This window comes from Pseudomonas sp. GL_139_B, assembly GCF_057834475.1.
Genome location: NZ_CM174403.1, coordinates 1265767 through 1289773 on the forward strand (window position 1 = coordinate 1265767; position 24007 = coordinate 1289773).

Annotated in this window: 23 protein-coding genes and 1 pseudogene; 11 read left to right on the forward strand and 13 right to left on the reverse strand. The window is 59.2% G+C overall.

Going from position 1 to position 24007, the window contains the following annotated elements:
- Nucleotides 1-6: 6 nt before the first annotated feature.
- The 4 genes from AC3ISI_RS05630 to AC3ISI_RS05645 all read right to left on the reverse strand — a co-directional run bounded on the left by AC3ISI_RS05630 (nucleotide 7) and on the right by AC3ISI_RS05645 (nucleotide 6402).
- Complete coding sequence (locus AC3ISI_RS05630; RefSeq protein WP_489335838.1) at nucleotides 7-789, reverse strand: transporter substrate-binding domain-containing protein; 783 nt, start codon at nucleotides 787-789, stop codon at nucleotides 7-9.
- A gap of 310 nt (nucleotides 790-1099) precedes the next feature.
- Nucleotides 1100-2788 (reverse strand): ATP-dependent DNA ligase, encoded by a 1689-nt coding sequence (locus AC3ISI_RS05635; RefSeq protein WP_489335839.1) that lies wholly within the window; start codon nucleotides 2786-2788, stop codon nucleotides 1100-1102.
- Nucleotides 2785-3819 carry a ligase-associated DNA damage response exonuclease gene (locus tag AC3ISI_RS05640; protein WP_489335840.1) on the reverse strand — a complete coding sequence of 345 codons (1035 nt, stop codon included), beginning with the start codon at nucleotides 3817-3819 and terminating at the stop codon, nucleotides 2785-2787. The genes AC3ISI_RS05635 and AC3ISI_RS05640 overlap by 4 nt, the downstream gene beginning before the upstream one ends.
- Nucleotides 3820-3951: 132 nt before the next feature.
- On the reverse strand, nucleotides 3952-6402 hold the full coding sequence (locus tag AC3ISI_RS05645; protein WP_489335841.1) for a penicillin acylase family protein: 2451 nt from the start codon (nucleotides 6400-6402) through the stop codon (nucleotides 3952-3954).
- A 213-nt stretch (nucleotides 6403-6615) separates the two neighbouring features.
- On the opposite strand from AC3ISI_RS05645, the gene AC3ISI_RS05650 reads away from it, so the two are divergent.
- Nucleotides 6616-7170, forward strand: coding sequence for a cysteine hydrolase family protein (locus AC3ISI_RS05650; protein WP_489337627.1), 555 nt, complete (start codon nucleotides 6616-6618; stop codon nucleotides 7168-7170).
- A gap of 125 nt (nucleotides 7171-7295) precedes the next feature.
- Here the strand turns inward: AC3ISI_RS05650 and AC3ISI_RS05655 are convergent, their stop codons facing one another.
- The 4 genes from AC3ISI_RS05655 to AC3ISI_RS05670 are packed head-to-tail and all read right to left on the reverse strand — an operon-like array spanning nucleotide 7296 to nucleotide 9015.
- Nucleotides 7296-7505: an SEC-C metal-binding domain-containing protein gene (locus AC3ISI_RS05655; protein WP_150780435.1), complete on the reverse strand. Its 210-nt coding sequence runs from the start codon at nucleotides 7503-7505 to the stop codon at nucleotides 7296-7298.
- A gap of 5 nt (nucleotides 7506-7510) precedes the next feature.
- Nucleotides 7511-7996 carry an LEA/WHy family protein gene (locus AC3ISI_RS05660; protein ID WP_489335842.1) on the reverse strand — a complete coding sequence of 162 codons (486 nt, stop codon included), beginning with the start codon at nucleotides 7994-7996 and terminating at the stop codon, nucleotides 7511-7513.
- Nucleotides 7997-8036: 40 nt separating this feature from the next.
- Nucleotides 8037-8513 (reverse strand): YchJ family protein, encoded by a 477-nt coding sequence (locus AC3ISI_RS05665; RefSeq protein ID WP_489335843.1) that lies wholly within the window; start codon nucleotides 8511-8513, stop codon nucleotides 8037-8039.
- Between the two features lie 4 nt (nucleotides 8514-8517).
- Nucleotides 8518-9015: a DUF6231 family protein gene (locus AC3ISI_RS05670; RefSeq protein WP_489335844.1), complete on the reverse strand. Its 498-nt coding sequence runs from the start codon at nucleotides 9013-9015 to the stop codon at nucleotides 8518-8520.
- A gap of 188 nt (nucleotides 9016-9203) precedes the next feature.
- Here AC3ISI_RS05670 and AC3ISI_RS05675 point away from each other — a divergent pair, with 188 nt between their 5' ends.
- The 4 genes from AC3ISI_RS05675 to AC3ISI_RS05690 all read left to right on the forward strand — a co-directional run bounded on the left by AC3ISI_RS05675 (nucleotide 9204) and on the right by AC3ISI_RS05690 (nucleotide 11880).
- On the forward strand, nucleotides 9204-9893 hold the full coding sequence (locus AC3ISI_RS05675) for a PA1041 family peptidoglycan-binding anchor lipoprotein (protein WP_489335846.1): 690 nt from the start codon (nucleotides 9204-9206) through the stop codon (nucleotides 9891-9893).
- A gap of 90 nt (nucleotides 9894-9983) precedes the next feature.
- Nucleotides 9984-10703 (forward strand): PA1041 family peptidoglycan-binding anchor lipoprotein, encoded by a 720-nt coding sequence (locus AC3ISI_RS05680; protein ID WP_489335847.1) that lies wholly within the window; start codon nucleotides 9984-9986, stop codon nucleotides 10701-10703.
- A 147-nt stretch (nucleotides 10704-10850) separates the two neighbouring features.
- Entirely contained in the window at nucleotides 10851-11129 is a 279-nt protein-coding gene (locus AC3ISI_RS05685) for a DUF1145 domain-containing protein (RefSeq protein ID WP_489335848.1), read from the forward strand.
- Nucleotides 11122-11880 carry a collagen-like protein gene (locus AC3ISI_RS05690; protein ID WP_489335850.1) on the forward strand — a complete coding sequence of 253 codons (759 nt, stop codon included), beginning with the start codon at nucleotides 11122-11124 and terminating at the stop codon, nucleotides 11878-11880. The genes AC3ISI_RS05685 and AC3ISI_RS05690 overlap by 8 nt, the downstream gene beginning before the upstream one ends.
- Before the next feature lie 124 nt (nucleotides 11881-12004).
- On the opposite strand, the gene AC3ISI_RS05695 is transcribed toward AC3ISI_RS05690, so the two are convergent.
- Nucleotides 12005-12469, reverse strand: coding sequence for a CopD family protein (locus tag AC3ISI_RS05695; protein WP_489335851.1), 465 nt, complete (start codon nucleotides 12467-12469; stop codon nucleotides 12005-12007).
- A gap of 99 nt (nucleotides 12470-12568) precedes the next feature.
- On the opposite strand from AC3ISI_RS05695, the gene dinG reads away from it, so the two are divergent.
- The 5 genes from dinG (at nucleotide 12569) to pdxH (ending at nucleotide 20450) form a co-directional block, all read left to right on the forward strand.
- A complete protein-coding gene (gene dinG / locus AC3ISI_RS05700; protein WP_489335853.1) occupies nucleotides 12569-14713 on the forward strand; it encodes an ATP-dependent DNA helicase DinG in 2145 nt (714 codons plus the stop codon).
- Between the two features lie 95 nt (nucleotides 14714-14808).
- The gene (locus AC3ISI_RS05705) at nucleotides 14809-17319 is read left to right on the forward strand and encodes a beta-agarase (protein WP_489335854.1); all 2511 of its coding nucleotides are present in this window, start codon (nucleotides 14809-14811) and stop codon (nucleotides 17317-17319) included.
- A gap of 231 nt (nucleotides 17320-17550) precedes the next feature.
- The gene (locus tag AC3ISI_RS05710) at nucleotides 17551-18696 is read left to right on the forward strand and encodes a serine hydrolase domain-containing protein (RefSeq protein WP_489337628.1); all 1146 of its coding nucleotides are present in this window, start codon (nucleotides 17551-17553) and stop codon (nucleotides 18694-18696) included.
- Between the two features lie 113 nt (nucleotides 18697-18809).
- Nucleotides 18810-19778, forward strand: a complete 969-nt coding sequence (locus AC3ISI_RS05715) for an OmpA family protein (RefSeq protein ID WP_489335855.1) — start codon at nucleotides 18810-18812, stop codon at nucleotides 19776-19778.
- A gap of 24 nt (nucleotides 19779-19802) precedes the next feature.
- The gene (gene pdxH / locus AC3ISI_RS05720; protein ID WP_489335856.1) at nucleotides 19803-20450 is read left to right on the forward strand and encodes a pyridoxamine 5'-phosphate oxidase; all 648 of its coding nucleotides are present in this window, start codon (nucleotides 19803-19805) and stop codon (nucleotides 20448-20450) included.
- Between the two features lie 5 nt (nucleotides 20451-20455).
- On the opposite strand, the gene AC3ISI_RS05725 is transcribed toward pdxH, so the two are convergent.
- Nucleotides 20456-20692, reverse strand: coding sequence for a hypothetical protein (locus AC3ISI_RS05725; protein ID WP_489335857.1), 237 nt, complete (start codon nucleotides 20690-20692; stop codon nucleotides 20456-20458).
- Nucleotides 20693-20858: 166 nt separating this feature from the next.
- Between AC3ISI_RS05725 and AC3ISI_RS05730 the strand changes: the two genes are divergently transcribed.
- Nucleotides 20859-21323 carry an outer membrane lipoprotein gene (locus AC3ISI_RS05730; RefSeq protein WP_489335859.1) on the forward strand — a complete coding sequence of 155 codons (465 nt, stop codon included), beginning with the start codon at nucleotides 20859-20861 and terminating at the stop codon, nucleotides 21321-21323.
- Between the two features lie 173 nt (nucleotides 21324-21496).
- Here the strand turns inward: AC3ISI_RS05730 and AC3ISI_RS05735 are convergent, their stop codons facing one another.
- The 3 genes and pseudogenes from AC3ISI_RS05735 to nhaA form a co-directional block, all read right to left on the reverse strand.
- On the reverse strand, nucleotides 21497-21727 hold the full coding sequence (locus tag AC3ISI_RS05735) for a pyocin S6 family toxin immunity protein (RefSeq protein ID WP_489335861.1): 231 nt from the start codon (nucleotides 21725-21727) through the stop codon (nucleotides 21497-21499).
- 14 nt (nucleotides 21728-21741) lie between these two features.
- A pseudogene (locus AC3ISI_RS05740) lies at nucleotides 21742-22675 on the reverse strand (colicin E3/pyocin S6 family cytotoxin).
- 120 nt (nucleotides 22676-22795) lie between these two features.
- Nucleotides 22796-23983, reverse strand: a complete 1188-nt coding sequence (gene nhaA, locus AC3ISI_RS05745; RefSeq protein WP_489335862.1) for a Na+/H+ antiporter NhaA — start codon at nucleotides 23981-23983, stop codon at nucleotides 22796-22798.
- Nucleotides 23984-24007 lie beyond the last annotated feature (24 nt).

Here is a 24007-nt window from a genome sequence, read left to right on the forward strand (position 1 = left end):
CGGGCATTATTTGCCGCTGTACAGGTTCAGATCGCCAAAGTGTTTCTTCTGAATGGTGGCGTAGGTGCCATCATCGTGTAACGCTTTGATACCTTTATCCAAAAGTGCCTTCAGCTCGGTGTTACCTTTCTTAATGCCGACGGCGGTTTTGGCCGGCAGCAAATGGTCGTCGAGCGGCTTGCTGACATCATAGTCGGCGCCTTGTGGCGACTTCAGGAAGCCCAGTTCGGCTTGCAGCATGTCCTGAATCCCTGCATCGAGACGACCGGACGTCAAGTCGGAGTAGACCTGATCCTGGTTGGCGTAGGCCTGGGTTTTCACGCCAGCCTTGTCCAGAACGGCTTTGGCATAGGCTTCCTGAATGGTGCCTTGTTCGTAGCCGACGGTTTTGCCCTTGAGCGAGGCGACGTCTTCAGTCACGCCAGAACCTTTCTTGGACACGTAGGCCGTCGGGCCGGAGAACAGCTCGCTGGAGAAGTCGATGACTTTTTCGCGGGCTTCGGTGACGGTCATCGAAGAGATCACACCGTCGAATTTATTGGCCTTGAGACCCGGAATCATGCCGTCGAAATCGCTTTCGACCCATTTGCATTTAACCTTCAGCTCGGCGCAGATCGCATTCCCCAGATCGATGTCGAAGCCTACCAGGCTACCGTCGGCCGCTTTCGACTCGAAGGGTGCGTAGGAAGGGTCAACGCCAAAACGCAATTCTTTGTACTCCTTGGCCAGTGCGGAACCAGCAGCCATGCACAACGCCAGTGCAGAAAAGGTCAGCAATGCTTTTTTCATTATTCAATCCCTAAGAACCAATATGAGCGCTTGTGGCGCAGAATTATTGTTACTGGAAAGCGTAAGACCTGATGAAGTAGCAATTTCCGAACCAGAGTCCCGAACAAGCGTTTTAAAAGGTCATACAAGAAATGACTGCGCGGCAATTGTGCACGAAAACGGGCGCTATGAAAGTGCCGCACCAATGTAGTTCAGGCTGACACAAATTACTGTAGGAGCGAGCTTGCTCGCGAAGACGGCGTATCAGTCGAGATGGATGTGGCTGACACTCCCTCTTCGCGAGCAGGCTCGCTCCCACAAAGAGATCCGGTCAGCTCAATAGATTCTGCAATGTACCGAGGTCGTCAGCCTCTTCAACCGTCTTGTCCTGACGCCAGCGCAGCATCCTTGGAAAACGCACGGCGACCCCACTCTTGTGTCTTTTTGACAGGGCAATGCCTTCGAATCCCAATTCAAAGACCAGGCTCGGTTTCACGCTGCTGACCGGGCCGAATTTCTCCACGGTGGTTTTGCGCACAATGTTGTCGACCTGACGGATCTCTTCATCTGTCAGTCCGGAATAGGCCTTGGCGAAGGGCACCAGGTTGCGTTCGCTGGCATCGGGCGGCGCGTCCCACACCGCGAAGGTGTAATCGCTGTAGAGACTGGCGCGGCGTCCATGGCCGCGTTGCGCATAGATCAGCACTGCGTCGACGCTGAACGGGTCGACTTTCCATTTCCACCACACACCCATGTCCTTGGTTCGGCCGACCCCGTACAGCGCATCCCGCGCCTTGAGCATCATGCCTTCGACGCCGAGTCGGCGGGAGGCTTCCCTTTGGCGGGCGAGGTCGAACCAGTCATCGCCGGTGAGTATCGGTGAGACGAGTAACGCCGGGCTGTTGCAGGTGGCGACGACTGTTTCCAACTGAGCGCGACGCGTGGCCAGCGGTTGATTGCGCCAGTCGGCGCCTTGCCATTCCAGCAGGTCGTAGGCGAGGACAACCACGGGCACATCGTCGAGGATTCTTTTGCTGAGGACTTTGCGTCCGATTCGCTGTTGCAACAGGGCGAACGGTTGTACGGTTGGTGTGGCGGGTTCAGTCGGGTCAAATGCATCCTCGGTGTTGGGTCGGGCCGCTTTCCAGGCAACGATTTCGCCGTCGATCACGGTGCCGTCAGGTAAGCCGTGCACCAGATGATCGAACTCGGGAAAGCGCTCAGTCACCAACTCTTCCCCCCGCGACCAGATCCACAAACGCCCGTCGCGCTTGACCACTTGGGCACGAATACCATCCCATTTCCATTCCACCAGCCATTGGTTGGCGGGGCCAAGCAACCCTTCGAATCGCTCGACCGGTTGCGACAGCGCATGGGCCAGAAAAAAAGGATAGGGCTGACCACCCCGCTCAGCGTGTTCACCCGCGGATTCGGCGGCGATCAGTTTCAGGTAACTCACCGCTTTCGGGCGATTTGTGAGGTCGGTGTACCCGACCATTCGCTGGGCCACGCGTTTGCTGTCGAGCCCGGCCATGGCCGCCAGCGCACGGGTCACCAGCAACTTGGATACGCCAACGCGGAAGCTGCCGGTGATCAGTTTGATGCACAGCATCAGGCTGGTGCGATCCAGTTGTGCCCAGAGTTCGGGCAGGCGCTCGGCAAGCACTTCGGGGGATTCGCCACGCAGTGGCAGCAGCTTGTCTTCAATCCATGCCGCTAACCCGTCGGTGGAACGGTGCGGCGATTCGGGCAATACCAGTGAGATGGTTTCCGCCAGATCACCCACCGCTTGATAACTCTCTTCGAACAGCCAGGGTTCAAGCCCGGAAAACGCTTGCGCCAGCTCTCGCAGCACGCGCACAGGGACCAGTTGCCGCGGCCGCCCACCGGACAAAAAATACACCGCCCATGCGGCATCTTGCGGTGAGGCCTGGGCAAAGTAGTGTTGCATCGCGGCCAGTTTGGCGTTGCTCGACGTGGTGGCGTCGAGTTCGGCATACAGCTCGGCGAATGCCTTCATGCCAGCACCTTGTCTTTTTCAGGTTCGATCCCGGCGTTTTCTTCCTCGTCATCGCCGTACTCAGTGTTGAAGCCCTGTGCATCCAGTCCCTGTTCACGCAGATGGCGCACCAGCACGCCGACTGAGCCGTGGGTCACCATGACTCGCTCGGCGCCGGTCTGTTCAATCGCCCACAGCAGGCCCGGCCAGTCGGCGTGGTCGGACAGGACAAATCCGCGGTCGACTCCGCGCCGGCGGCGAGTGCCTCGCAAACGCATCCAGCCGCTGGCGAAGCCGTCGCTGTACTCACCGAAACGACGCATCCAAGTGCTGGCGCCCGCTGACGGCGGGGCGATGATCAGGGCTTTGCGCATCATCGGATCGCTCTTCTTGACGTCGCCGGCATAGAGTGTTGGGGGTAGGAAAACGCCGCTCTGGCGATACACCTGATTGAGCGGCTCCACGGCGCCGTGCACCAGAATGGGGCCGACGCTGGCATCGATGCCGTGGAGAATGCGCTGGGCTTTGCCGAACGAGTAGCAGAGCAGCACGCTGGCAATGTCGGCGGCGGCATTGGCCTGCCACCACTGATTGATCTCGGCAAACACTTCGGCCTGGGGTTGCCAGCGATAAATCGGCAAGCCGAAGGTCGATTCGGTGATGAAAGTATGGCATCGCACCGGTTCGAAGGGCGCACAGGTGCCGTCGGCTTCGGTCTTGTAATCCCCTGAGGCAACCCAGACTTCGCCACCGTATTCCAGGCGCACCTGGGCCGAGCCGAGTACGTGGCCGGCGGGGTGAAAACTGAGGGTGACGCCATGATGTTTGAGGACCTTGCCGTATGGCAGGGTTTGCAGATTGATGTCTGCACCGAGACGAGCGCGCAATATGCCTTCGCCGGCTGAAGCCGTCAGGTAGTGTCGATTGCCACTACGGGCATGATCGCTGTGAGCGTGGGTGATGACCGAGCGCTCGACGGGCCGCCACGGGTCGATATAGAAATCCCCGGCCGGGCAGTACAAGCCTTCAGGACGCGCGATAACAAGATCCATGTCATTGCCAGGATGGAGGGACTTGTTAGCTATGAGGTTGGCGTGGAGCCAGAAGTTCTATCTGAATCCATTGAACAATCACATTTCCCATGCAGGAGCGGGCTTGCTCCTACATGGGTTCGGTGGTGAGCCTTACTTGCCGGGTGTCAGGGTCAACTGAGTCTTGCCATACACCTTGTCAAAGTTCTGCGGTTGCATCGGCAGGCTCATGTATTGCCCTTTGAGCCAAGGCTCGATGCTGTTGAGGTAGTTCGGGCTGGCAGGGTTGCCCGACTGACCGGTGCTGTTTTGGCCCATCAGCGGCTCCGCCTGGCCAAAGTCGACGATAAAGCGCATGGCCGGCGCCAGCGTGGTGTTGAAGTCCTGACCCCAGGCGAAAGCCGCCGTGTTCAACGTGGTGTGGTCACCGCCCGCCGCGACTGGCCCGCGGACGGTCTGGTCGTTGGCATTTTTCCATTCATAGCGGTGCAGTTTGCCCCACTGCCAGGCTTTGTGATCGCCGCCCAACTGACTGTCACCGGCGCTGATCGCCGCTGCCAGACTGCGAGCGAGAATCGCCGGTTTGTCTTCTTTTTGTGGCGTGCGCACGTCATCCCAGAACGGGCTGTCTTCGCGCCCCAGCAGATGATCGGCTTGAGCGGCGTAGGACAACTTGCCGTTGGCCACGAAGGCTTTCCAGGTCGGGCTGCTTTGCGGACCCAGTTCGTCCAGGAAGATTTGCTTCATGCTTTCCTGCAGAAACAACTCATACAGCGCCGCATCAGCGGAGGTCGCGGCGAGCTTGCCGTCGAACGCCATCAGGCGCGTATACGCCTCGTGAGCCTTGGCCCGATCGGCAACCGGCAACGCATCAATCGCCTGCTTGAGTGGCTGGGCCATGCCCGGTGCTTCAAACATTTTCTTCAGTTTGGCGGCGAACGTGGTGGTCTGGTCATACTGCATCGCGATCACGCTGCGCATGTCGTGTTTGCCCGCGCCCGCCAGTTCGGCCATGCGTTCACCACGCTCCGGTGCCGCCCAGGAATTGGACAATTGCATGCCGTAGCCATGGGGAATGACGCGCTGGTTGGCGGTGCCGAGCCAGCCTTGGGCCGGGTCCTGGTCGTAGGGGTGCAGCATCGGGTCGGCGTAACCGTCCCAATCGTAGCGACCTTCCCAACCCGGCGACGGGAACAGGCCTTCGCCTTCGCGGCGGTTCGGGTAGCGGCCGGTGACTTGCCAGGCGATGTTGCTGGCGTCGGCGAAGACCAGGTTCAGTGCGATGGCGCGGATTTCGCGGCTGGCGTCCGACGCGTTCTCGACCGTCTGGGCCCGGGACAGGTCGAAAAACGCGTCCAGGGTTTTGTCGTCGGTGAAGTTCGGCGTTTGCAGGGCCAGGCCGAAACCGTTCGCCAGTGTCGTGCCTTGGGCACTGTTGAGCAGCGGACCGTGACGGGTTTCGTACACCGCTTCGCGAATGGGTCGCTGGCCTTTGACGAAGTAGGTTTCGTTGCGCACGACTGCTGGCTGCCATTTGCCGGCTACTTCGTACGTGAGGCCGTTGCCCTGGCGTTTGATTTTTTCCAGGAACAGGTCCTGGTTGTCGCCCATGACCGTGGTCATGCTCCAGGCCACTTTGCCGTTGAAACCACTGAGTACCATTGGCAGACCGGCAATGGTCACGCCCGAGGCTTGATATTTCGGCGCGCGAATCTGCACGTAACTGAACAATGACGGCACGCCGAGCGAGCCATCGCTGTCGCTGGCCAGCAGGCTTTTGCCACTGCGGCTGCGTTGCGGGCCGATCGCCCAGTTGTTCGACGCGCTGGCGCCCAACAGATTCAGGTCGGACAGTTGGGTCGTGGCTTTACTGATCTCGGCCAACCCGGGGATAGCCCCGTTGAGCTTGATGCCTTGCAGTTTTTCGGCTTCAGCCAGCGGCAGTTTTTCATCCGGCGCGGACGGCGTCAGCCAGGCGAGTTTGTCGGTGGTGACGGTCTGAGCCAGCATCAACGAGGAAATTTCTTCCGGCAGGTTGGCTGATTGGCTGAAGTTCAGCAGGCAGAAAATCAGCGCCGAATCTTCCGGTTTCCAGTATTCCGGTTTGTAACCGGTGGCCGCGAGGTCCGCCGGCAGCTTGTCGCGGTAGCGGAACAGGTAGGCGTTGACGCCGCGAGCATAGACTTCGAAGAAACGTTTGAGGCGCGGCGAAGAAGCTTTATACAGCTCGCCGGCATTTTTTTTCAGGTTGACCGCGCGCATATAGCGGTCGGCATCCAGCAAGTCAGTGCCGGACATTTCCGCCAGACGACCTTCGGCCAGCAGGCGCAACGTCACCATTTGCGTGATGCGGTCGCTGGCATGGACGTAACCCAAGGCGAACAACGCGTCGTGGTAGCTGTTGCTTTCAATCAGCGGCATGCCCATGGCATTGCGGCGGACCGAAACGTTCTGCGCCAAGCCCTTGAGCGGCTGCACGCCGGAGGCCGGCGGGAGGGTGTCCTGCGCGTTCATGGTCTGACAACCGGTCAGGCTCAAAACACTGGCTACTGCTGCGGCAACGCCGAACCGGGGAAGAAAATGTGTAAGGGCTGGCGAGGCCATGGCAAAGCTCCTGCGGGGGTAGAGGCGCAATAAAGGCGCTACGTTAGTGAGCAGGAGGAGGGCGCGCAAGCGGCGGGCGGGGTTATTTCAAGATTTGTCTGATTCAACGGTCGCAATACAGCCGGGAAGTCCTCCAGCGTTCCATGACTTGCCTGTTAGAGGACGTGATGCTGAAGTGGTGAGACTCAATGACCTTGCATGAGAAAAACCGCAATGGAGCTCAAGACCCACGCAGCGCTGATCATCATTGATCAACAAAAAGGCATTCTGCACCCGAGACTCGGTCGCCGAAATAATCCACAGGCCGAGGAGCGAATCCTTGAGTTGTTGGGGGTTTGGCGTCGGGCCGGGCGACCGGTGATTCATGTGCAGCACTTGTCCCGCTCAGCGGATTCAGTGTTCTGGCCGCAGCAATCAGGCGTGGAGTTTCAGCAACGGTTTGAACCAATGGCGGGTGAGCAGCTGATTCAGAAACAGGTGCCGGATGCCTTTTGTGCAACGGAGCTGGAGGCGCGTTTGCGCGAGGCGAGAATTGATCAATTGGTGATTGTTGGCGTGGCAACGAACAACTCGGTGGAGTCCACGGCGCGAACGGCCGGCAACCTGGGGTTTGAAACATGGGTGGTGGAGGATGCGTGCTTTACCTTCGACAAGGCGGATTATTTTGGTAATGCCCGATCAGCCGAGGACGTGCATGCGATGTCACTGGGGAATTTGCACGGGGAGTATGCGACGGTCGTCAGCACTGCGCAGATCCTGAAGGGGTGACTTCAAGTCAGTCATCGCGAGCAGGCTCGCTCCCACAGGGATCGTTGTACACCGAACATCCAATGTGGGAGCGAGCCTGCTCGCGATAGCGATTCAACAAGCGAAAAATTTCTCCGCTCGAAGCATCAAGCGCCGTGGCACTTCTTGAACTTCTTGCCGTTGCCGCACGGGCAAGGGTCGTTGCGGCCGACGTCTTTCAGGGCGTTGCGCACCGGTTCCTGGGGGGCGTGGCCACAGTTTGGGCCGTGAACATGGCCATGGTCGTGATCATGATGGTCGTGATGGTCATGGTCGTGGTTGCAGTCAGGGCCATGGACGTGGGGTTGCTGGGTCATCGGGTTTACTCCGGAATTAAATCGGCGGCGATTATCACGCCATTGCGCGCCAGGTGCACGTCATGCGCGATGAATAAACCGGTTTGCAGTTCACCTTCAAGACGATAGGGAATGGGCTGATCGGGTTTTTTCAGCATTTTCATGAGGGTCCGCACCTGAGGCCACAGGTTGGTACGGATCGGCACTTTCAAGTAGGCGCTGTGCTTGGGGCCGATTGTGAACCAGTTGTCGTAGTCGCCTTCAGTCAGCAGGATGTCACCCAAGTGAATCCGGTATTCGAGGCTGCGCACGGTCAAGTCGCTGTCGTTGGGGTTGTCGATACGAAAGTGCAGGAGAAATTTCTGTTCCAGCAGTTTTGCCCGCACGACTTCGACTTTGACCAGATGCACCTCGGGGTCCGGTTCATCGTCATCGAACCAGGACGCACAGCCGGTGAGCCCCAAAAACAGAAGCAGGCTGAGCAGATAAAATGCGTGTCGCCGGGTGATCATGGTCGTGTATCTCCCTTCAACCTGCTACAGGGGCGTCACCTCAATTGCTGAAATAACCTGCACAACACTTCTTGAATTTTTGCCCGCTGGCGCATGGGCAAGCGTCATTGCGCCCGGCCTTGAGTTGCACGGTAGGGTCGATGAAGTACCAGTGGCCGGCATTCTGCACGAATGACGAGCGCTCACGGTGGCTGTGTTCGCCGGTGCCATCGTGCCAGCGCGCGGTAAAGGTCACGAACGCGTGTTCCGGCTGGCCGCCAAAAACTTCGGAGCCTTCCACTTCCAGACCCAGCCATGTGCTCTGTGCGCTCCAGTCGCTGATGGATTCACGATTCAGGCCGGACTGTTGCGCAGGCAGGGTGGTCGCCACCAGGTAGTCGATCAGCCCCAGCACGTAGGCGCTGTAGCGTGAACGCATCAAGGCTTCGGCACACGGCGCCGGGTGCCCGGCATGGTAATGACCGCAACAGGCATCGAGCAGGGTGCCGCTGCCACAAGGGCAAATGGATGTATTCATTGCATTACCACCAATATTTCCCGAAGTTTTCCGGATTGGCCCAAAAGCGAGAGTTGAGCCAGTCGGGTACTTGCTTGTATTCAAGCAGATCATAGGTAAACAGGGTCAACACTTGTTCATCGCGCTGGAAGCGCTCGCTCGCTTGCAGGGCCAGGGAGAAAAAATCCGTCTCCTGCCAGCCACTGGCCGACAAATCCGCCAGCACGGCAATGCGGCTGGCGTTGAGGTTGCGGATCCCGCCGAGCAGGTTCAGGCCATCGCGCTTGGGCAAATGTTCGAGGCAATCGACCGCCAGCGCCAGGTCAAACCGGCGCGCCGCCAGTTCTTCGGGCAATGGCCCGGGGGGCGCATGGGCCACACATGTATCCGGGTGAGCAAGCTTGAATGCCTCCAGCGCGGGGAACTCACTGGCGCCGATCAACAAGAGCTGTGCGGGGGCGTAACGGTCCAGCAAAGCAGCCAACGCCTGCTGCGGCGTGCGCGAAGAAATACCTGCAATCATCAAAGATCCTCAATCAGAGCGCCAAGACTAGCCTGCCTGAACGTGCGGGCCTAGCGCAGGTTGACAGCAAATACGCCAATCCGTGGTGAACACGTTTAAAACAGCCATGGCCTGTTGCTGGCGCAGATTAATACTCGGGTCTTTACTACCAGAATCGGTTCTAAGCCGATCCCTCAGGAGAAAACTAGATGAGCATAGTTCGGACAGCATTACCCTTGGTTCTGCTAACCAGTGTGTTGACTGGTTGCGCAGGTTTGCAGAAAACCGACTGGCCGACCTGTGCGTTGGTCGGTGGTGTCGTGGGCGCGGGTCTCGGCGCGACCGAGAGCTCGGCGTGGGCAGGCTATGGTGCGCTGCTTGTCGGCGGCACGGCAGCGGCCTATTGCTGGGTGCACGGTGATGGCGACGAAGATGGCGATGGTGTACCGGATAGCCGCGACAAGTGCCCAGGCACTCCACACGGCGTGCATGTCGATGCCAACGGTTGCCCTCCACCAGCGCCAGTGGTTGAAGAGGCCGTTGTGGTCAAGGAAGAAACGATTGTCATCCGCGATGTTCACTTCCAGTTTGACAAAGCCACGCTCACCGCATCTGACAAGGAGGTACTCGACAAGATTGCCACGCGCTTGAAAGCGGAAGCACCTACTGCTCAATTGACCGTTACCGGTTATACCGACAGCGTGGGCAGCGATGCCTACAACCAGAAATTGTCGGATAAACGCGCTCACTCGGTGGTTGAATACCTCATCCAGAAAGGCGTGCCACGCAGCAGCTTCGTGTCTGTGGTCGGTGCTGGTGAAACCAATCCGGTCGCCGATAACAGCACCGCTGACGGCCGCGCGCAGAACCGTCGCACAGAAATCCATATCCAGCGCTAAGCCCCTTCCGCTCCGCGGCTTGTGCAGTCGCGGATGCGGGTCTTTACTCCTGTGTAACCGGTATGGGCCGGTAACACAGGAGCTTTCAATATGAGCGTTCTCACAAGGACCGTCCTACCGGTTCTGCTGCTTGGCAGCCTGCTGACCGGATGCGCAACTCACAGCGATGGCACTGCCCCTCTCAATCAAGAAAACTGGCCGATCTGCAGCGTCATTGGCGGTCTGGTGGGCGGAGGTTTGGGCGCTATCGAAAGTGGTGCCTGGGCGGCCGGAGGCGCAGCGCTCGGAATCTTGACCGGCGGCTTGATCTGTTACGCCCAGGATGGCGACCAAGATGGCGATGGTGTCTTCGATCGACGTGATCGTTGCCCCGATACCCCTGCCAATACGCCCGTCGAGCATCATGGCTGTCCGCTGCCACAGTACCCGGGTGGCGTGAAAGAACCGGTTGTGCAGTCGGAAGTCATCACCCTCAGCGATGCTGGCAATGTGTTGTTTGCCACCAACCAATCTGACCTGACCCCAGCAGCGAAGAGTCAGCTGGATGCCTTGATGTCCAGGTTACAAGGCGCCGACGTGATGAGTATCAAGGTGGTCGGCCATACCGACAACGTCGGCACCGATGCCTACAATCAGGCGCTTTCGGAACGCCGCGCCAGTGCCGTGGCGGACTACCTGCTGAGTCAGGGCGTAGCGCCGAACAAAGTCACCAGTGAAGGCAAGGGCGAAAGTGAGCCTGTGGCTAGTAACGATACCGAAGAAGGGCGCGCGAAAAACCGTCGCGTGGATTTGCACATTAATTTGACCTAAGCCACGAAATACAGCCGTCGGCCAGCCTTGTAGTGGGATCGACGGCCATTCGGCGGTCTTCATCAAGATTTTTCAGTTGTCCTCTGGCGTACTCCTTGTGGAAGCCGCTACTGTGCGCGCAAAGAATAATGATCAGTGGGGGAGCGTATGAAGGTGTTTTGGGGGCTGGGGAAGTTATTGACCCTGCTGTTCTGGTTTGTGGTGCTGGTCAATCTGCTCACGCCGTTTGTTTATCCGCTGCACTCGTTGGTCGAACTGGCCGGTGGCGTACTGGCACTGTTCCATCTTCTGGAGCTGTTGTTCTGCAACCGCAGCCTCAAAGGCCGCGTCCATCCTTGGCGTGATCGCTTTCAGATTGCCATTTTCGGCGTGTTTCATTTGCAAACCATTCCGGCTCCCTCCGCATCCAAGGCTTCCCATGCGTAATCTCTGTCTGCTCGCCGCCTTTATCAGTCCACTGGCCTGCGCTCAGGTTGTCAGTGTCGAAACCAACTCGCTGATGCGCCTGCCCAACACGGCCAGCACCTTGCAACTGGAACGGCTGGAAGTCGCCGATTACGGCACCTTGTTGATTCCTTCGAATGTGACCCAAGTGACGGTGGGCGAATTGCATTTGGGGCGTGAAGCGCGAATTGCCATCGTGCCGAGTGAGCAGGCGCTGGAATTGAAAGTCCTGCGCGCCGAGTTGTCTGAAGGCAGCCAGATCACCACGAGGGGAGCGCCAGGTAGCTTCCAGAAAGCGGCACGGTCGGGGCGTAATCTGAACTTGCAGATCAAGGCACTGAAAGCACCGCAACTGTCGGTAGATGCTCGCGGCGGTGCGGGTGCTCCGGGATTTTTTGGACTTGATGGCGGCAATGGCCAGGCACCGGGTTGCACCTGGGGGCAGGCCGGTCGCGGTGCCGATGGTAGCGATGGCAGTGATGGTCAGCCAGGCGCCTCGGGTGCCTTGGTAAAACTGGAAGTGCCGCGCGAATACCCTGCGGATAAAATCAAGGTTCAGGTCGCTGGCGGTGCCGGTGGCCTTGCAGGACCTGGCGGCAAACCAGGGGCCGGTGGCAAGGCCAAGGGCTGTCTCGTGTACACCACCGAGGGTGGCCAGAGTGGCCGACCAGGTGCTGATGGCCAGCCGGGGCCTGCCGGTGCGACGGGTTCGGTGACGGTTCAGCGGTTGTAAGTAGTTGCGAAAGGTTTGCCGACTGAACGATACCCATCGCGAGCAGGCTCGCTCCCACAATGGATAGTGTGATCCCTGTGGGAGCTTGCCTGCTCGCGATGGCGTTCGATCAGTCAATACTTTTTTAAAAGATAGGTCGCGCCGCAGCAACTGCCACCAGCAACAAACCCACCAGCAGATTAATCCCCACCAACCGCCGAATTCTACCGAGCACCGCCGCACCTGCCGGCCAATCCTGCGCCGTCACCGCTGTGCGCAACTGCGGCAACATCAGTGCCTGAATCCGGATAAATAGCGCCGTCATCACCACGTATAACCCCATCATCACCTGCACATAGCGCGGCGCGGTCTCGAACCCGGCGTATTGCAGATGAATCATGCCGACACCGCTTATCGGCAACAGCACGACCGCGACCCAGACCCAGCGGAAAAATCCTTGAAACACTTCCACCCACAGCTTCAACCGGGCGGGGCCCTCCAGCGCCTTCATTGCGGCGGGGCGCAAGACCATCCAGGCGAAAAACATGCCGCCTACCCATACCAGGGCGGACAGGACATGCAGGGTATAAACGATGCCAAAAGGTGTCATTGGGGTACTCCGTTCTGCGCGGGATTAATTAGCGGGGTATGATAGCTGCCCATCCAAACCACTGAAAATTTATCCAGCGTTTTTTGCGCCCGACAATCCATGATCAGCACCGAACTCAAAACCACGATCCAGGGCGCCTATTCGCGTTTTCTCGAAGCCAAGAGCCTCAAACCGCGCTACGGCCAACGCCTGATGATCGCCGAAATTGCCAAAGTCCTCGGTGACATCGACACCGACGACGAAGGCCGGCGCAGTGGCGACCCCGCAATTGTTGCGGTGGAAGCCGGCACCGGTACCGGTAAAACCGTGGCCTACAGCCTGGCGGCGATCCCGACCGCCAAGGCTGCCGGCAAACGTCTGGTGATCGCCACGGCCACCGTGGCCCTGCAAGAGCAGATCGTCTACAAGGATTTACCTGACCTGATGCGCAACAGCGGGCTGAATTTCAGCTTCGCGTTGGCCAAGGGCCGTGGGCGCTACATGTGCCTGTCCAAACTCGACATGCTGCTGCAGGAAGGCCACGCACAAACCGCTACCGCGCAGCTGTTCGAAGAAGAAGGCTTCAAGATCGAGGTCGACGAGGCCAGTCAGAAGCTGTTCACCAGCATGATCGAAAAACTCGCCGGCAATAAATGGGACGGCGACCGCGACAGTTGGTCCACGGCCCTGGAAGACGCCGACTGGGCGCGTCTGACCACCGATCACAGCCAATGCACCAACCGCCATTGCCCGAACTTCGGCCAGTGCGCCTTTTACAAGGCACGCGAAGGCATGGGCAAGGTCGACGTTATCGTCACCAACCACGACATGGTGCTGGCCGACCTCGCATTGGGTGGCGGTGCCGTGCTGCCGGATCCGCGCGATACCATCTACGTATTCGACGAAGGCCATCACCTGCCGGACAAGGCCATCGGCCATTTCGCCCATTACACACGCCTGCGTTCCACCGCTGACTGGCTGGAAACCACCGCGAAAAACCTCACCAAATTGTTGGCCCAACACCCGCTGCCAGGCGACCTCGGCAAATTGATCGAGCAAGTGCCGGAACTGGCCCGCGAGATCAAGACCCAGCAGCAATTCATGTTCACCGCCTGTGAACAGGCCGCCGATTTCAAACCCGGCGAAGACGTCGAAGGTCGCGAGCGGCCGCGTCACCGATTCGTTGGCGGGGTGATTCCCGAGCACATGCGCGAGATGGGCATCGAGTTGAAGAAGGGCTTTGTCCGGCTTACCGACCTGTTCACCCGGCTCACCGAGTTGCTCAAGGAGGGCATGGACGGCGAGGTCAACATTGGCATCGCCAGCAATCAGGCCGAAGAGTGGTATCCCCTGTTCGGCAGCCTGTTGTCCCGTTCCTCGGGCAATTGGGAATTGTGGGTGGCGTTCACTGCGGAAGACCCGGAAGACAACCCGCCCATGGCTCGTTGGCTGACCCTGGCTGAAAGCGGTTCGCTGTTCGACATCGAGGTTAATGCCAGCCCGATCCTCGCGGCGGAAATGCTTCGGCGCAATCTGTGGAACGTCGCTTACGGTGCATTGGTGACCTCGGCGACGTTGACAGCCCTCGGCACTTTCGACCGTTTCCGCATGCGTGCCGGCCTGCCGAAAAAAGCCGTGACCGCTGTGGTCCCAAGTCCCTTCCACCACGCCGATGCCGGCGTACTGCGCGTGCCGGATCTGAAAGCCGACCCGCGGGATGCGCCGGCCCACACTGCGGCGATCATTCGCGATTTACCAGATTTGGTTGAAGGCTCGCGCGGTACGCTGGTGTTGTTCTCCTCGCGCAAGCAGATGCAGGACGTATTCGACGGCCTCGACCGCGACTGGCGCAAGCAAGTGTTCATTCAAGGCAACCTGTCGAAGCAGGAAACGTTGAACAAACACAAGGCGCGTGTCGATGGCGGGGACTCCAGTGTGCTGTTCGGCCTCGCGAGTTTCGCCGAAGGGGTCGACTTGCCGGGCGCGTACTGCGAGCACGTGGTGATCGCGAAGATCCCGTTCTCGGTGCCGGACGATCCCGTTGAAGCGGCGCTGGCGGAATGGATCGAAGCCCGTGGCGGCAATCCGTTCATGGAAATCTCCGTGCCCGATGCCTCGCTGAAACTGGTCCAGGCCTGCGGTCGCTTGCTGCGTACCGAAGAAGACCGCGGCACCATCACCTTGCTGGATCGGCGTCTGGTCACCCAGCGTTACGGCAAAGCCATCCTCAATGCATTGCCGCCATTCCGTCGCGAAATTTCCTGATACATCGGTGGGCACATTTGCCCACCGTGTTGTCTATCTCTCTACCATCGCTTTTCCACTGACCATTGAAGGTCGTTAGGGAGATCCACGTTCCTATGATTCGCCGTTCGTTGCCCGCTGTATTTGCCCTGATGTTCGCAGCCCCTTTGCTGGCGGCCCCCGCCGGTCAACAGACGCTGTTCAACTTTGTACGCCCTGCCGACGTGGTCCAGGTGACGACTCAGGATGCCAGCCTGCCGCAATCCAATGCGGAGCAAACAGCCGAAGGCGAAGTCTTGCGCCGGGTCACTTTCAACCCGGTGGCGCAGCCGAGTCTGCGACTGACGCCGCAAAGCGGCGCCTGGGACTGGTCGCAGTCGGGTGTCATGAGCCTGCGGATTCAGAGCGCGATGGACTGGGCCGTGACCCTTTACGTCAAAATCCAGAGTAATGACGGCAAGACACTGTTCAGTCGCGTCGATTTGCCGGCCGGCCCTGCGCAGACCTTGCTGGTGCCATTGGTGGCAAGCTCACCGTTGAGCCAGGGCATGAAAGCCGGGCCGCCCATGCCGATGACGGTCGACGGGCAGCGCATTTTGCTGGCCAGCAGCGCCGGGCAACTGGATCGCGGCCAAGTGGTGTCGGTGACGTTGTCGATGGATCAACCTAAAGTGGCCCAGAATATTTTGCTGGAGCGTTTTGGCGTGCAGGACGGCGAGGCTGTGATCCAGGCCGTTTATGGCGGGTTGGTGGATGCTTACGGCCAGTCGACCCGGGCCAAATGGCCGGAAAAGGTCAGCAGTGATGAGCAACTCAAAAGCGCCGCCGCCAAGGAACAGCAGCAACTGAAAACCTGGCTGGCCGAACGTGAAAAATCATCCCTGGACACTTTCGGTGGCTGGACCAAAGGCCCGACGTTCAAGGCCAGCGGCTTTTTCCGCACCGAAAAGCGCGACGGTCGCTGGTATCTGGTGACCCCGCAAGGGCATCCGTTTTATTCGCTTGGGGTCAACACTGTGACCCCGGACGTTAACCAGACCTATGTCGAAGGCCGTGAATGGATGTTCGAGTCCCTGCCGAAACCCGACGAAGTGCTGGCTAATCATTTTGGTGAAGGTAACAACCGTGGGGGCAATGGTACCGATCAGGGCCGTAGCTACGACGCGGGTCGCTGGTACGACTTTTACGGCGCCAATTTGCAGCGTTTGTATGGCGAACCCTGTGCATTGGGCGGTGACACCAAGGCTGGCGTCGCCGCAGCGGCCAAGGCTGACGCAGTCGAAGCGACGGTCGAGAAGGCCGCCGAGCCCCCTGTGATCCCGTCGACCGCCGAATCTGGTGTCGCCGAAGCGGCAAAGACTGGCGCCGTCGACGCGACTGACGCGAAAAAGGCTGAGCACACCGCCGTCGAACCCTGCAAAGCGGTGGTGGATGAACAACGCTGGACTGGTCACACCCTGGATCGCCTGCAAGCCTGGGGTTTCAACACCATTGGCAACTGGAGCGCTGCGGCGCTAGGCAATGCTGATCGAGTGCCTTACACCTTGCCACTATCGATCGTCGGCGATTACGCCAGCATCAGCACCGGTACCGATTGGTGGGGCGGCATGCCCGATCCGTTCGACCCACGCTTTGCCATGGCCACCGAACGTGCCGTGGCCATTGCCGCCCGTGACCATCGCGACGATCCGTGGCTGATCGGTTACTACGCTGACAACGAATTGGCCTGGGCCGGTCCCGGTGATGACCCGAAAGCCCGTTACGCCTTGGCTTACGGCACCTTGAAAATGACCACCGACGTGCCGGCCAAACGCGCGTTTCTCAAGCAACTGCGCGACAAGTACCGTAATCAGGCCGGTCTTTCAAAAGCCTGGGGCATCGACTTGCCGGCCTGGGAGTTGATGGAAGACCCAGGCTTCGTACCGCCGCTGCCAAGCGCTGACCACCCGGAAATCGAAGCGGACTTCAAATACTTCCAGAAGGTCTTCGCCGACACTTATTTCAAAACCATCTCCGATTCGCTCAAGTGGCATGCGCCGAACCAGCTGTTGCTGGGCGGTCGCTTCGCCATCAGCACCCCGGAAGCCGTGGACTCCTGCGCCCAGTATTGCGACGTGTTGAGCTTCAACATGTACACCCTGCAACCGCAGGACGGTTACGACTTCACTAAATTGCGCAGCCTCGACAAACCGGTGCTGATCACCGAATTCAACTTCGGCTCGACAGATCGCGGACCGTTCTGGGGCGGTGTGACACAACTGGCCAAGGAAGAAGACCGGGGGTCAGCCTACGCGAACTTCCTTAAACAGGCGTTGAGCGAACCTTCGATTGTCGGTGTGCACTGGTTCCAGTACCTGGACCAACCCGTGACCGGACGTTTGCTGGATGGTGAGAATGGCCACTTTGGTCTGGTGGGCATCACCGATGTGCCGTTCCAGGGGTTCGTCGAGTCTGTGCGCAAGAGCAACCTGGCGACTGTCGACCAGTTGGGCAAAGCAGCCGAGAAAGCGGCGGCCGAGGCTGACAAAGTCAGCCGTGATACCGAAGGCGGCAGAAAGGCCGAGGCTGGCAAAGGCCCGGGGAAGGGCGCCGGGCATGCCGGTGGGCATTCGGGTAATGGTCATTAAACTCCAGGAGCATCGCGAGCAGGCTCGCTCCCACATTGTTGATCGAAGTGTTCAGACGGGTGCGGTCAAAGTGTAGGAGCGAGCTTGCTCGCGAAGGCGTCATCAGCATCAGCGATTTATTCAAGCAAGCTGGTAACCGGGCGACCGCCCGGCCCAACCCTGTTCCCAAAACCCTCAAGGGCTGGAACAATGCGGGCCACTTTGTATAGCGATTATCCGGGAGCAATTCGGGTGCAGATTCAGGGTCATTACGAGCTCAAGTTCGAAGCGGTGCGCGAAGCGTTTGCGGCACTGTTCGACGATCCTCAGGAACGCGGCGCAGCCTTGTGCATCCAGATCGGCGGCGAAACCGTCCTCGACCTCTGGTCCGGCACCGCCGATAAGGACGGCAGCGAAGCCTGGCACAGCGACACCATCGCCAACCTGTTCTCCTGCACCAAGACATTCACCGCCGTCACGGCCCTGCAATTGGTGGCTGAAGGCAAGTTGCAACTGGACGCCCCGGTTGCACGCTACTGGCCCGAATTTGCCGCAGCCGGCAAAGAATCCGTGACCCTGCGTCAGTTGCTCTGCCATCAGGCAGGCTTGCCGGCGTTGCGCGAATTGCTGGCACCGGAAGCCCTTTACGACTGGCAAACCATGGTCGATGCCCTCGCGGCCGAAGCACCGTGGTGGACGCCGGGCCAAGGCCATGGCTACGCCGCGATCACGTATGGCTGGCTGGTCGGCGAGTTATTGCGCCGCGCCGATGGTCGTGCGCCGGGTGAGTCCATTGTCGCTCGCGTTGCCAAGCCATTGGGGCTGGATTTCCACGTCGGCCTCGCGGATGAGGAGTTTCATCGCGTGGCGCACATCGCCCGTGGCAAGGGTAACGTCGGTGATGCAGCGGCCCAGCGTCTGCTGCAAGTGACCATGCGCGAGCCCACTGCAATGACTACCCGCGCCTTCACCAATCCCCCGTCGATCATGACCAGTACCAACAAACCCGAGTGGCGGCGCATGCAGCAACCCGCCGCCAACGGCCATGGCAATGCGCGCAGCCTGGCAGGTTTCTACGCAGGGCTGCTCGACGGCAGCTTGCTGGAAGGCGAAATGCTCGATGAGCTGACCCGCGAACACAGCCTTGGCGACGACAAGACTTTATTGACCCGAACCCGATTCGGCCTGGGGTGCATGCTCGATCAACCGGACGTCCCCAACGCGACTTACGGCCTCGGCCCGCGAGCGTTCGGTCATCCGGGCGCTGGTGGCTCCATCGGTTTTGCTGACCCGGAACGCGATGTAGCCTTCGGTTTTGTGACAAATACCCTGGGGCCGTACGTCTTGATGGATCCACGCGCGCAAAACCTTGCGCGAGTACTGGCCACTTGTCTGTAAAAACGGCTGTCGGGCTCCAGAACGGAACCCGGTAGTCTTTTCTGTTTCAAAGCTTCAGTTTGTGCGGGCCGATACGGTCTGATTTTTCATTACTTCAACTTTGTGGATATCCAATGTCATCCAAACCAACTCTCGCCCTGGCCCTGTGCTTCGCTATCACCGGTTGCGCACAGACCCCACAAAGTGATTCCGATGGCAGCAGCTGGTGGCCGTTCGGTTCGTCCGCCGCTAAAGAACCGACCCCGGCGCCGCTGAAACCTGCCGCCATCGCACCCGTCGCTAAAACTGAAAGCGCCAGCCCTTGGTACTGGCCGTTCGGTGGGGCAGAGAAGAGCAGCACCAAAGCCGTACCGATGCCAGACCCTAAAGTCACCCAGGCCTGGCTTGACGACTACGAGCCGCGCCTGCGCGAAGCGGTCAAGGACAGCAACCTGAAGGTTGAGCGTCGTGAAAACGTGTTGGTGGTCATCGCGCCGGTAGAAGGCTCGTTCAACCCGGATCGTCCGGCCATGCTGCTGCCGGTCACTCTTGGCCCGTTCACCCGTGTTGCGAAAATACTCGAAGTCGACCCGAAAACTGCCGTGCTGATCCTCGGCCACAGTGATACGTCGGGTGCCGCACCGGCCAACGTGAAACTGAGCCAGGAACGTGCTCAAGCAGTGGCGGCGATTTTCCGCCTCAGCGGTTTGGAGCGTGATCGCCTGATGCTCCGCGGTATGGGCGGTGATGCCCCGCGTGCGGCTAACGACAGTATTGAAGGTCGGGCCTTGAACCGTCGCGTGGAATTGCTGGTGACCCCGCAAAACACCATGGTGGCGTTGCTGGCCAAGTACAACATGCCAGCCCCGGCGCCAGTGAGCATGGTTGCGGCCAAGGACATCAAGCCAGTGGCTACACCGGTCACCCCGGCGCCTGCGGCGAAGAAAGCGGCTGTACCTGCTGTGAAAAAGGCCCCGGCCAGCAAAACCACCGCCAAGAAAGCGCCTGCTAAAACCGCAACGCCGGCGAAGAAAACGACTCCGGCTAAAGCGGTTGCCGACACCAAGAAAAGCGACGTCGCCGCTGACGCCACCAAAAAGTGATTCGTTAACCAAAAGGAATGCGCCATGACCCAGCGCCTGGCTGATATGCGTCGTGACTACACCCGTGATGGCTTGACCGAGGCTCAAGCCCCGGCTGAGCCGTTCGGGCTGTTCCACCAGTGGTTTTCCGACGCGGTGAAAACCGAGCAAGCGCCGGTGGAGGCTAATGCCATGACGTTGGCGACGGTTGATCAGGAAGGTCGGCCGCATTGCCGCATTCTGTTGCTCAAAGGTCTGGATGCGCAGGGCTTTACGTTCTTCACCAACTACGAAAGTGCCAAGGGACAGCATCTGGCGGCGAATCCGTTCGCGGCCATGACCTTTTTCTGGCCGGCCCTGGAGCGCCAGGTGCGCATCGAAGGTCGGGTGGTGAAGGTTTCGCCTGAAGAGTCCGACGCCTATTTCCAGGTTCGTCCACTGGGCAGCCGACTCGGTGCCTGGGCGTCACCGCAAAGCCAGGTGATTGCTGATCGTGCGGAACTGGAAGCGTTGCTCAAGAACACCGAGCAACGTTTCAGCGACACAGCGCCTCATTGCCCGGATCATTGGGGCGGTTACCGCTTGCTGCCAGAGCGCATCGAGTTCTGGCAAGGCCGCGCGAGCCGCCTGCACGATCGCCTCAACTACCGCCTACAGGGCGCCGACTGGATTCTTGAACGTCTGGCACCCTAGGCAGTCTACCGTTCGGGATACCGTGCAGCAGCGGCTTCAAGCCACTGCTGCAGGTCCCGGCGCTTGATTTTCTGATATTGAGCGTTTGCCAGTTGCTGGAGCATGAACGCTTTTTTCTGCTCGTCTTCCCCAGCCAGGGCCAGCGCCAGATCACGATCCATCCAGCGTTTTATCCGCACGTACAGCCACCCGTGGAAGTACAGACCCGCGACTGTCGTGGCGACAATGATGAAGTAGTCCATGAAAATCCTTGGGGCTGCGTGGATTGCGGAAGTGGCCGATAACCGGTTGGTGAGTTTGTGGGTTCGCCTGTACTTGGCCTGAATCAAACCACTTTTATCCGGGCGATGCCGTGACAGGCGTCAAGCTGCGGGGTTTAATGGACACCTGTCCTTTGGAGTTGATGTTATGCGTAAGTCTGTTTTGTTGGTTGCTTCCTTTTCCACGATGGCGATGTTGCTCACTGGCTGCCAATCCAGCCTGACCGGTGACTCCTACTCCCGTGATGAAGCGCGTCGTGTACAAACGATTCGTATGGGCACCATCGAAGCGCTGCGCCCAGTGAAAATCGAAGGCACCAAAACGCCAATTGGTGGCGCTGCTGGCGCAGTGGTCGGCGGTGTAGGCGCTAGCTCCATCGGTCAAGGTAACGGAAGTATCGTTGCCGCGGTCATCGGCGCAGTCGCCGGCGGCCTGGTGGGCTCGGCGGCCGAAGAAGGCCTGACCCGCACCCAAGGTGTTGAAATCACCGTACGCGAAGACGACGGCAGCATGCGCGCCTATGTACAGCAGGTTCAGCAGAATGAAGTGTTCCGCGTGGGTGAGCGGGTGCGGATTTCTACTGTTGACGGGACTAGCCGCGTTTCGCACTAAGCGGAAATGGGTAAAGAAAAACCCCGATCAGGTGACTGGTCGGGGTTTTTTGTGTCTGGGGTCGTCGGTTATGTCAGATTCAATATTTTTCAAACCATGGACAGGTGTTTGCGAAGGTACTCAAATTTTCCAGTACCGTTCAAGCGAGCCTTAATGGACTTGCACCCTTGGGGCTAGGCCTCAACGCCAATAAAAATTTCAAGGTTGCGGGGAATGGGTTGATTGATCAACGCACCAATCTGCTCAGCTGTTAATAGCCATTCTCCGCTTGCCATTTCGTTTAGGTTTTTATGACCGAGGAGCTGCACAATCTGGTCGTTGAAGGCAGTATCTACATCTAGCTCATATTTCAGCGAGCTATCTTCAAAGCTGTCAGGCAAAAATCCCGTAATGCACAAATACATAACTACCTCTCAGTCTATTTAGGCGTGGTTCTTCCTGGTTTCGCGGGCTTGGTCTGTTCCGCTGTTTCCGGGTCGAATTCGCCTAAACGCTTTCCTTGCGTGTCGTACATTTCAACCGCCCCATGTTGGCTATCCCACTCGTAAATCCGCCCCTTGCGGTCTTTCCAGCGTTTGCGCAGTCCGCTGCCACCTTGAACGTTGCTCCTTGCTTTGTCTTTCACGGCATCAGGAAAAGCGGTTAGACCTTTTGGTGCCTGGTGATATTTGTGATCAGAAACACTCACCACAATGTAAACCGGCTTCACCCCCGACCCCACCGGAAACACAAGAATGAAATCCTTGTACTCAGGCGGATACACCGGGTTCACGATAATGCTGTCCGCCGCAGGCGTCGGCGGATACACCTAGATATGTGGTGCTTGTGGTGCAGCCTCCAGTGCTGGAATGCCGAGGATGTCTGAACCATCCACAGCGGGCGTCCAGATCAGCTCAATGCCATCCCCGAGATCCACCACCTGCTGACTGCCGCGCAATGTGAACTGCACGACATCGACCATTTCCCAATCGCGGTTTTTGCCGGTGTAAAAACAGTAGCCCTTGAGACTGCCGTCAGCCTGTTGCTCGATCTGCAAACGAACACGGATTCTGGCCTGCTTGAGGGCGCGCAATTGGTCTTCGGTATAAAGCGCGCTGTCACCCAGGCTCGGCGTCCAGAACAACGCGACGACACCGGCCAACGCCGCAGCTCCCGCGCGCGATTTCGGGCTTTTTCGCCGAGATCAGAAGACGATCTTCAAATGCCTGTTGCCGGGCGAGCATGGCGTCGTAAGCGCTTTGTCGTGCCTCGCATTCGGCCAGCTCGGTGGTCGTCATGAAGCGGTAGGTGACGTGATGACCGTCACCGGAGGGTGGGTTTTTAACCCTGGGAACGTCCTTGTTACCAGCCACTGATCTTCCCTGCGTTCGTCCGTCGACAGCTCCAAAAATGGAGCTGTGCGAGGTTAACGAACGAGGTTAATCGTGGCTGTAGGACGAATCCTGAATGCTGCTAAGAGCGTTCTCTATTGCTCAGGATTTCAGCACGGCGCTCTTGCGACTTGCCATTGCCGTCACGGCATAGCCGATCAATGCCGCCAGAATCGAACCGGTCAAAATTCCCATCCGGTCCATCCCGGCGTAATCGCTGACGCCTGGCTCAAACGCCAGGGAGCCGACAAACAGGCTCATGGTGAAACCAATCCCGCAGAGGATCGATACACCCAGCACATGGCCCCAGTTGGCGCCTTGGGGCAGGGCGGCGATGCCGATCTTCACGGCGAGCCAGGTCAGGCCGAATACCCCGACGGTTTTACCCAACAACAGTCCCGTCGCAATGCCCATCGGGACGTGGTGGGTGAAGCTTTCAACGGTGACGCCGCTCAGGGACAGGCCGGCGTTGGCGAAGGCGAACAGCGGCAGAATGCCGTAAGCCACCCACGGGTGCAGGGCATGTTCAAGGGTCAACAGCGGCGAAGACTCGGCGTTTTTGGTGCGCAGCGGTATGCAGAAGGCCAACGTCACACCGGCGAGAGTGGCGTGGACGCCGCTCTTGAGCACACACACCCAGAGGATCAAGCCGATGATCATGTAGGGCCCGAGCTTCACCACGCCGAGCCGGTTCATGGCGATCAGCGCGATGATGCAGGCGGCAGCCAGTGCCAGCGACAGCGTCGACAGCGTGCCGGAATAGAAGACGGCGATGACGATGATCGCGCCCAGGTCGTCAATGATCGCCAGGGTCATCAGGAACAGCTTCAGCGACACCGGCACCCGTTTGCCCAGCAAGGCGAGTACGCCGAGGGCAAAGGCAATGTCGGTGGCCATCGGGATGGCCCAGCCACCCAGGGCTGTCGGGTCGTCTCGGTTCAAAAACCAGTAGACCAGCGCCGGCACGACCATGCCGCCAATCGCCGCGGCGCCGGGCAGGACGATTTGCGAGGGGTTCGACAATTGGCCGTCGAGGACTTCGCGCTTCACTTCCAGGCCGATCAGCAGGAAGAACATCGCCATCAGGCCGTCGTTGATCCACAGCAGCAACGGCTTGGCAATTTTCAGCGCGCCGATCTGAGCGACGACAGGGGTGTCCAGCAGCCCGCTGTAGAGCCACGAAAGGGAAGAGTTGTTGATGATTAAAGCCAGGGCTGCAGCGGCGATCAGTAATAGACCGCTGGCAGCTTCCAACTGAAAGAAACGCGTGAAAGTGCTACGCAGAGGCAAGGTCGCTCTCCATCGATAATTCAA

Excerpts from the sequence above, each read along its gene's own strand:
- AC3ISI_RS05630 (WP_489335838.1), bottom strand. The coding sequence starts at position 789 with ATGAAAAAAGCATTGCTGACCTTTTCTGCACTGGCGTTGTGCATGGCT.
- AC3ISI_RS05635 (WP_489335839.1), bottom strand. The coding sequence starts at position 2,788 with ATGAAGGCATTCGCCGAGCTGTATGCCGAACTCGACGCCACCACGTCG.
- AC3ISI_RS05640 (WP_489335840.1), bottom strand. The coding sequence starts at position 3,819 with ATGGATCTTGTTATCGCGCGTCCTGAAGGCTTGTACTGCCCGGCCGGG.
- AC3ISI_RS05645 (WP_489335841.1), bottom strand. The coding sequence starts at position 6,402 with ATGGCCTCGCCAGCCCTTACACATTTTCTTCCCCGGTTCGGCGTTGCC.
- AC3ISI_RS05650 (WP_489337627.1), top strand. The coding sequence starts at position 6,616 with ATGGAGCTCAAGACCCACGCAGCGCTGATCATCATTGATCAACAAAAA.
- AC3ISI_RS05655 (WP_150780435.1), bottom strand. The coding sequence starts at position 7,505 with ATGACCCAGCAACCCCACGTCCATGGCCCTGACTGCAACCACGACCAT.
- AC3ISI_RS05660 (WP_489335842.1), bottom strand. The coding sequence starts at position 7,996 with ATGATCACCCGGCGACACGCATTTTATCTGCTCAGCCTGCTTCTGTTT.
- AC3ISI_RS05665 (WP_489335843.1), bottom strand. The coding sequence starts at position 8,513 with ATGAATACATCCATTTGCCCTTGTGGCAGCGGCACCCTGCTCGATGCC.
- AC3ISI_RS05670 (WP_489335844.1), bottom strand. The coding sequence starts at position 9,015 with ATGATTGCAGGTATTTCTTCGCGCACGCCGCAGCAGGCGTTGGCTGCT.
- AC3ISI_RS05675 (WP_489335846.1), top strand. The coding sequence starts at position 9,204 with ATGAGCATAGTTCGGACAGCATTACCCTTGGTTCTGCTAACCAGTGTG.
- AC3ISI_RS05680 (WP_489335847.1), top strand. The coding sequence starts at position 9,984 with ATGAGCGTTCTCACAAGGACCGTCCTACCGGTTCTGCTGCTTGGCAGC.
- AC3ISI_RS05685 (WP_489335848.1), top strand. The coding sequence starts at position 10,851 with ATGAAGGTGTTTTGGGGGCTGGGGAAGTTATTGACCCTGCTGTTCTGG.
- AC3ISI_RS05690 (WP_489335850.1), top strand. The coding sequence starts at position 11,122 with ATGCGTAATCTCTGTCTGCTCGCCGCCTTTATCAGTCCACTGGCCTGC.
- AC3ISI_RS05695 (WP_489335851.1), bottom strand. The coding sequence starts at position 12,469 with ATGACACCTTTTGGCATCGTTTATACCCTGCATGTCCTGTCCGCCCTG.
- dinG (WP_489335853.1), top strand. The coding sequence starts at position 12,569 with ATGATCAGCACCGAACTCAAAACCACGATCCAGGGCGCCTATTCGCGT.
- AC3ISI_RS05705 (WP_489335854.1), top strand. The coding sequence starts at position 14,809 with ATGATTCGCCGTTCGTTGCCCGCTGTATTTGCCCTGATGTTCGCAGCC.
- AC3ISI_RS05715 (WP_489335855.1), top strand. The coding sequence starts at position 18,810 with ATGTCATCCAAACCAACTCTCGCCCTGGCCCTGTGCTTCGCTATCACC.
- pdxH (WP_489335856.1), top strand. The coding sequence starts at position 19,803 with ATGACCCAGCGCCTGGCTGATATGCGTCGTGACTACACCCGTGATGGC.
- AC3ISI_RS05725 (WP_489335857.1), bottom strand. The coding sequence starts at position 20,692 with ATGGACTACTTCATCATTGTCGCCACGACAGTCGCGGGTCTGTACTTC.
- AC3ISI_RS05730 (WP_489335859.1), top strand. The coding sequence starts at position 20,859 with ATGCGTAAGTCTGTTTTGTTGGTTGCTTCCTTTTCCACGATGGCGATG.
- AC3ISI_RS05735 (WP_489335861.1), bottom strand. The coding sequence starts at position 21,727 with ATGTATTTGTGCATTACGGGATTTTTGCCTGACAGCTTTGAAGATAGC.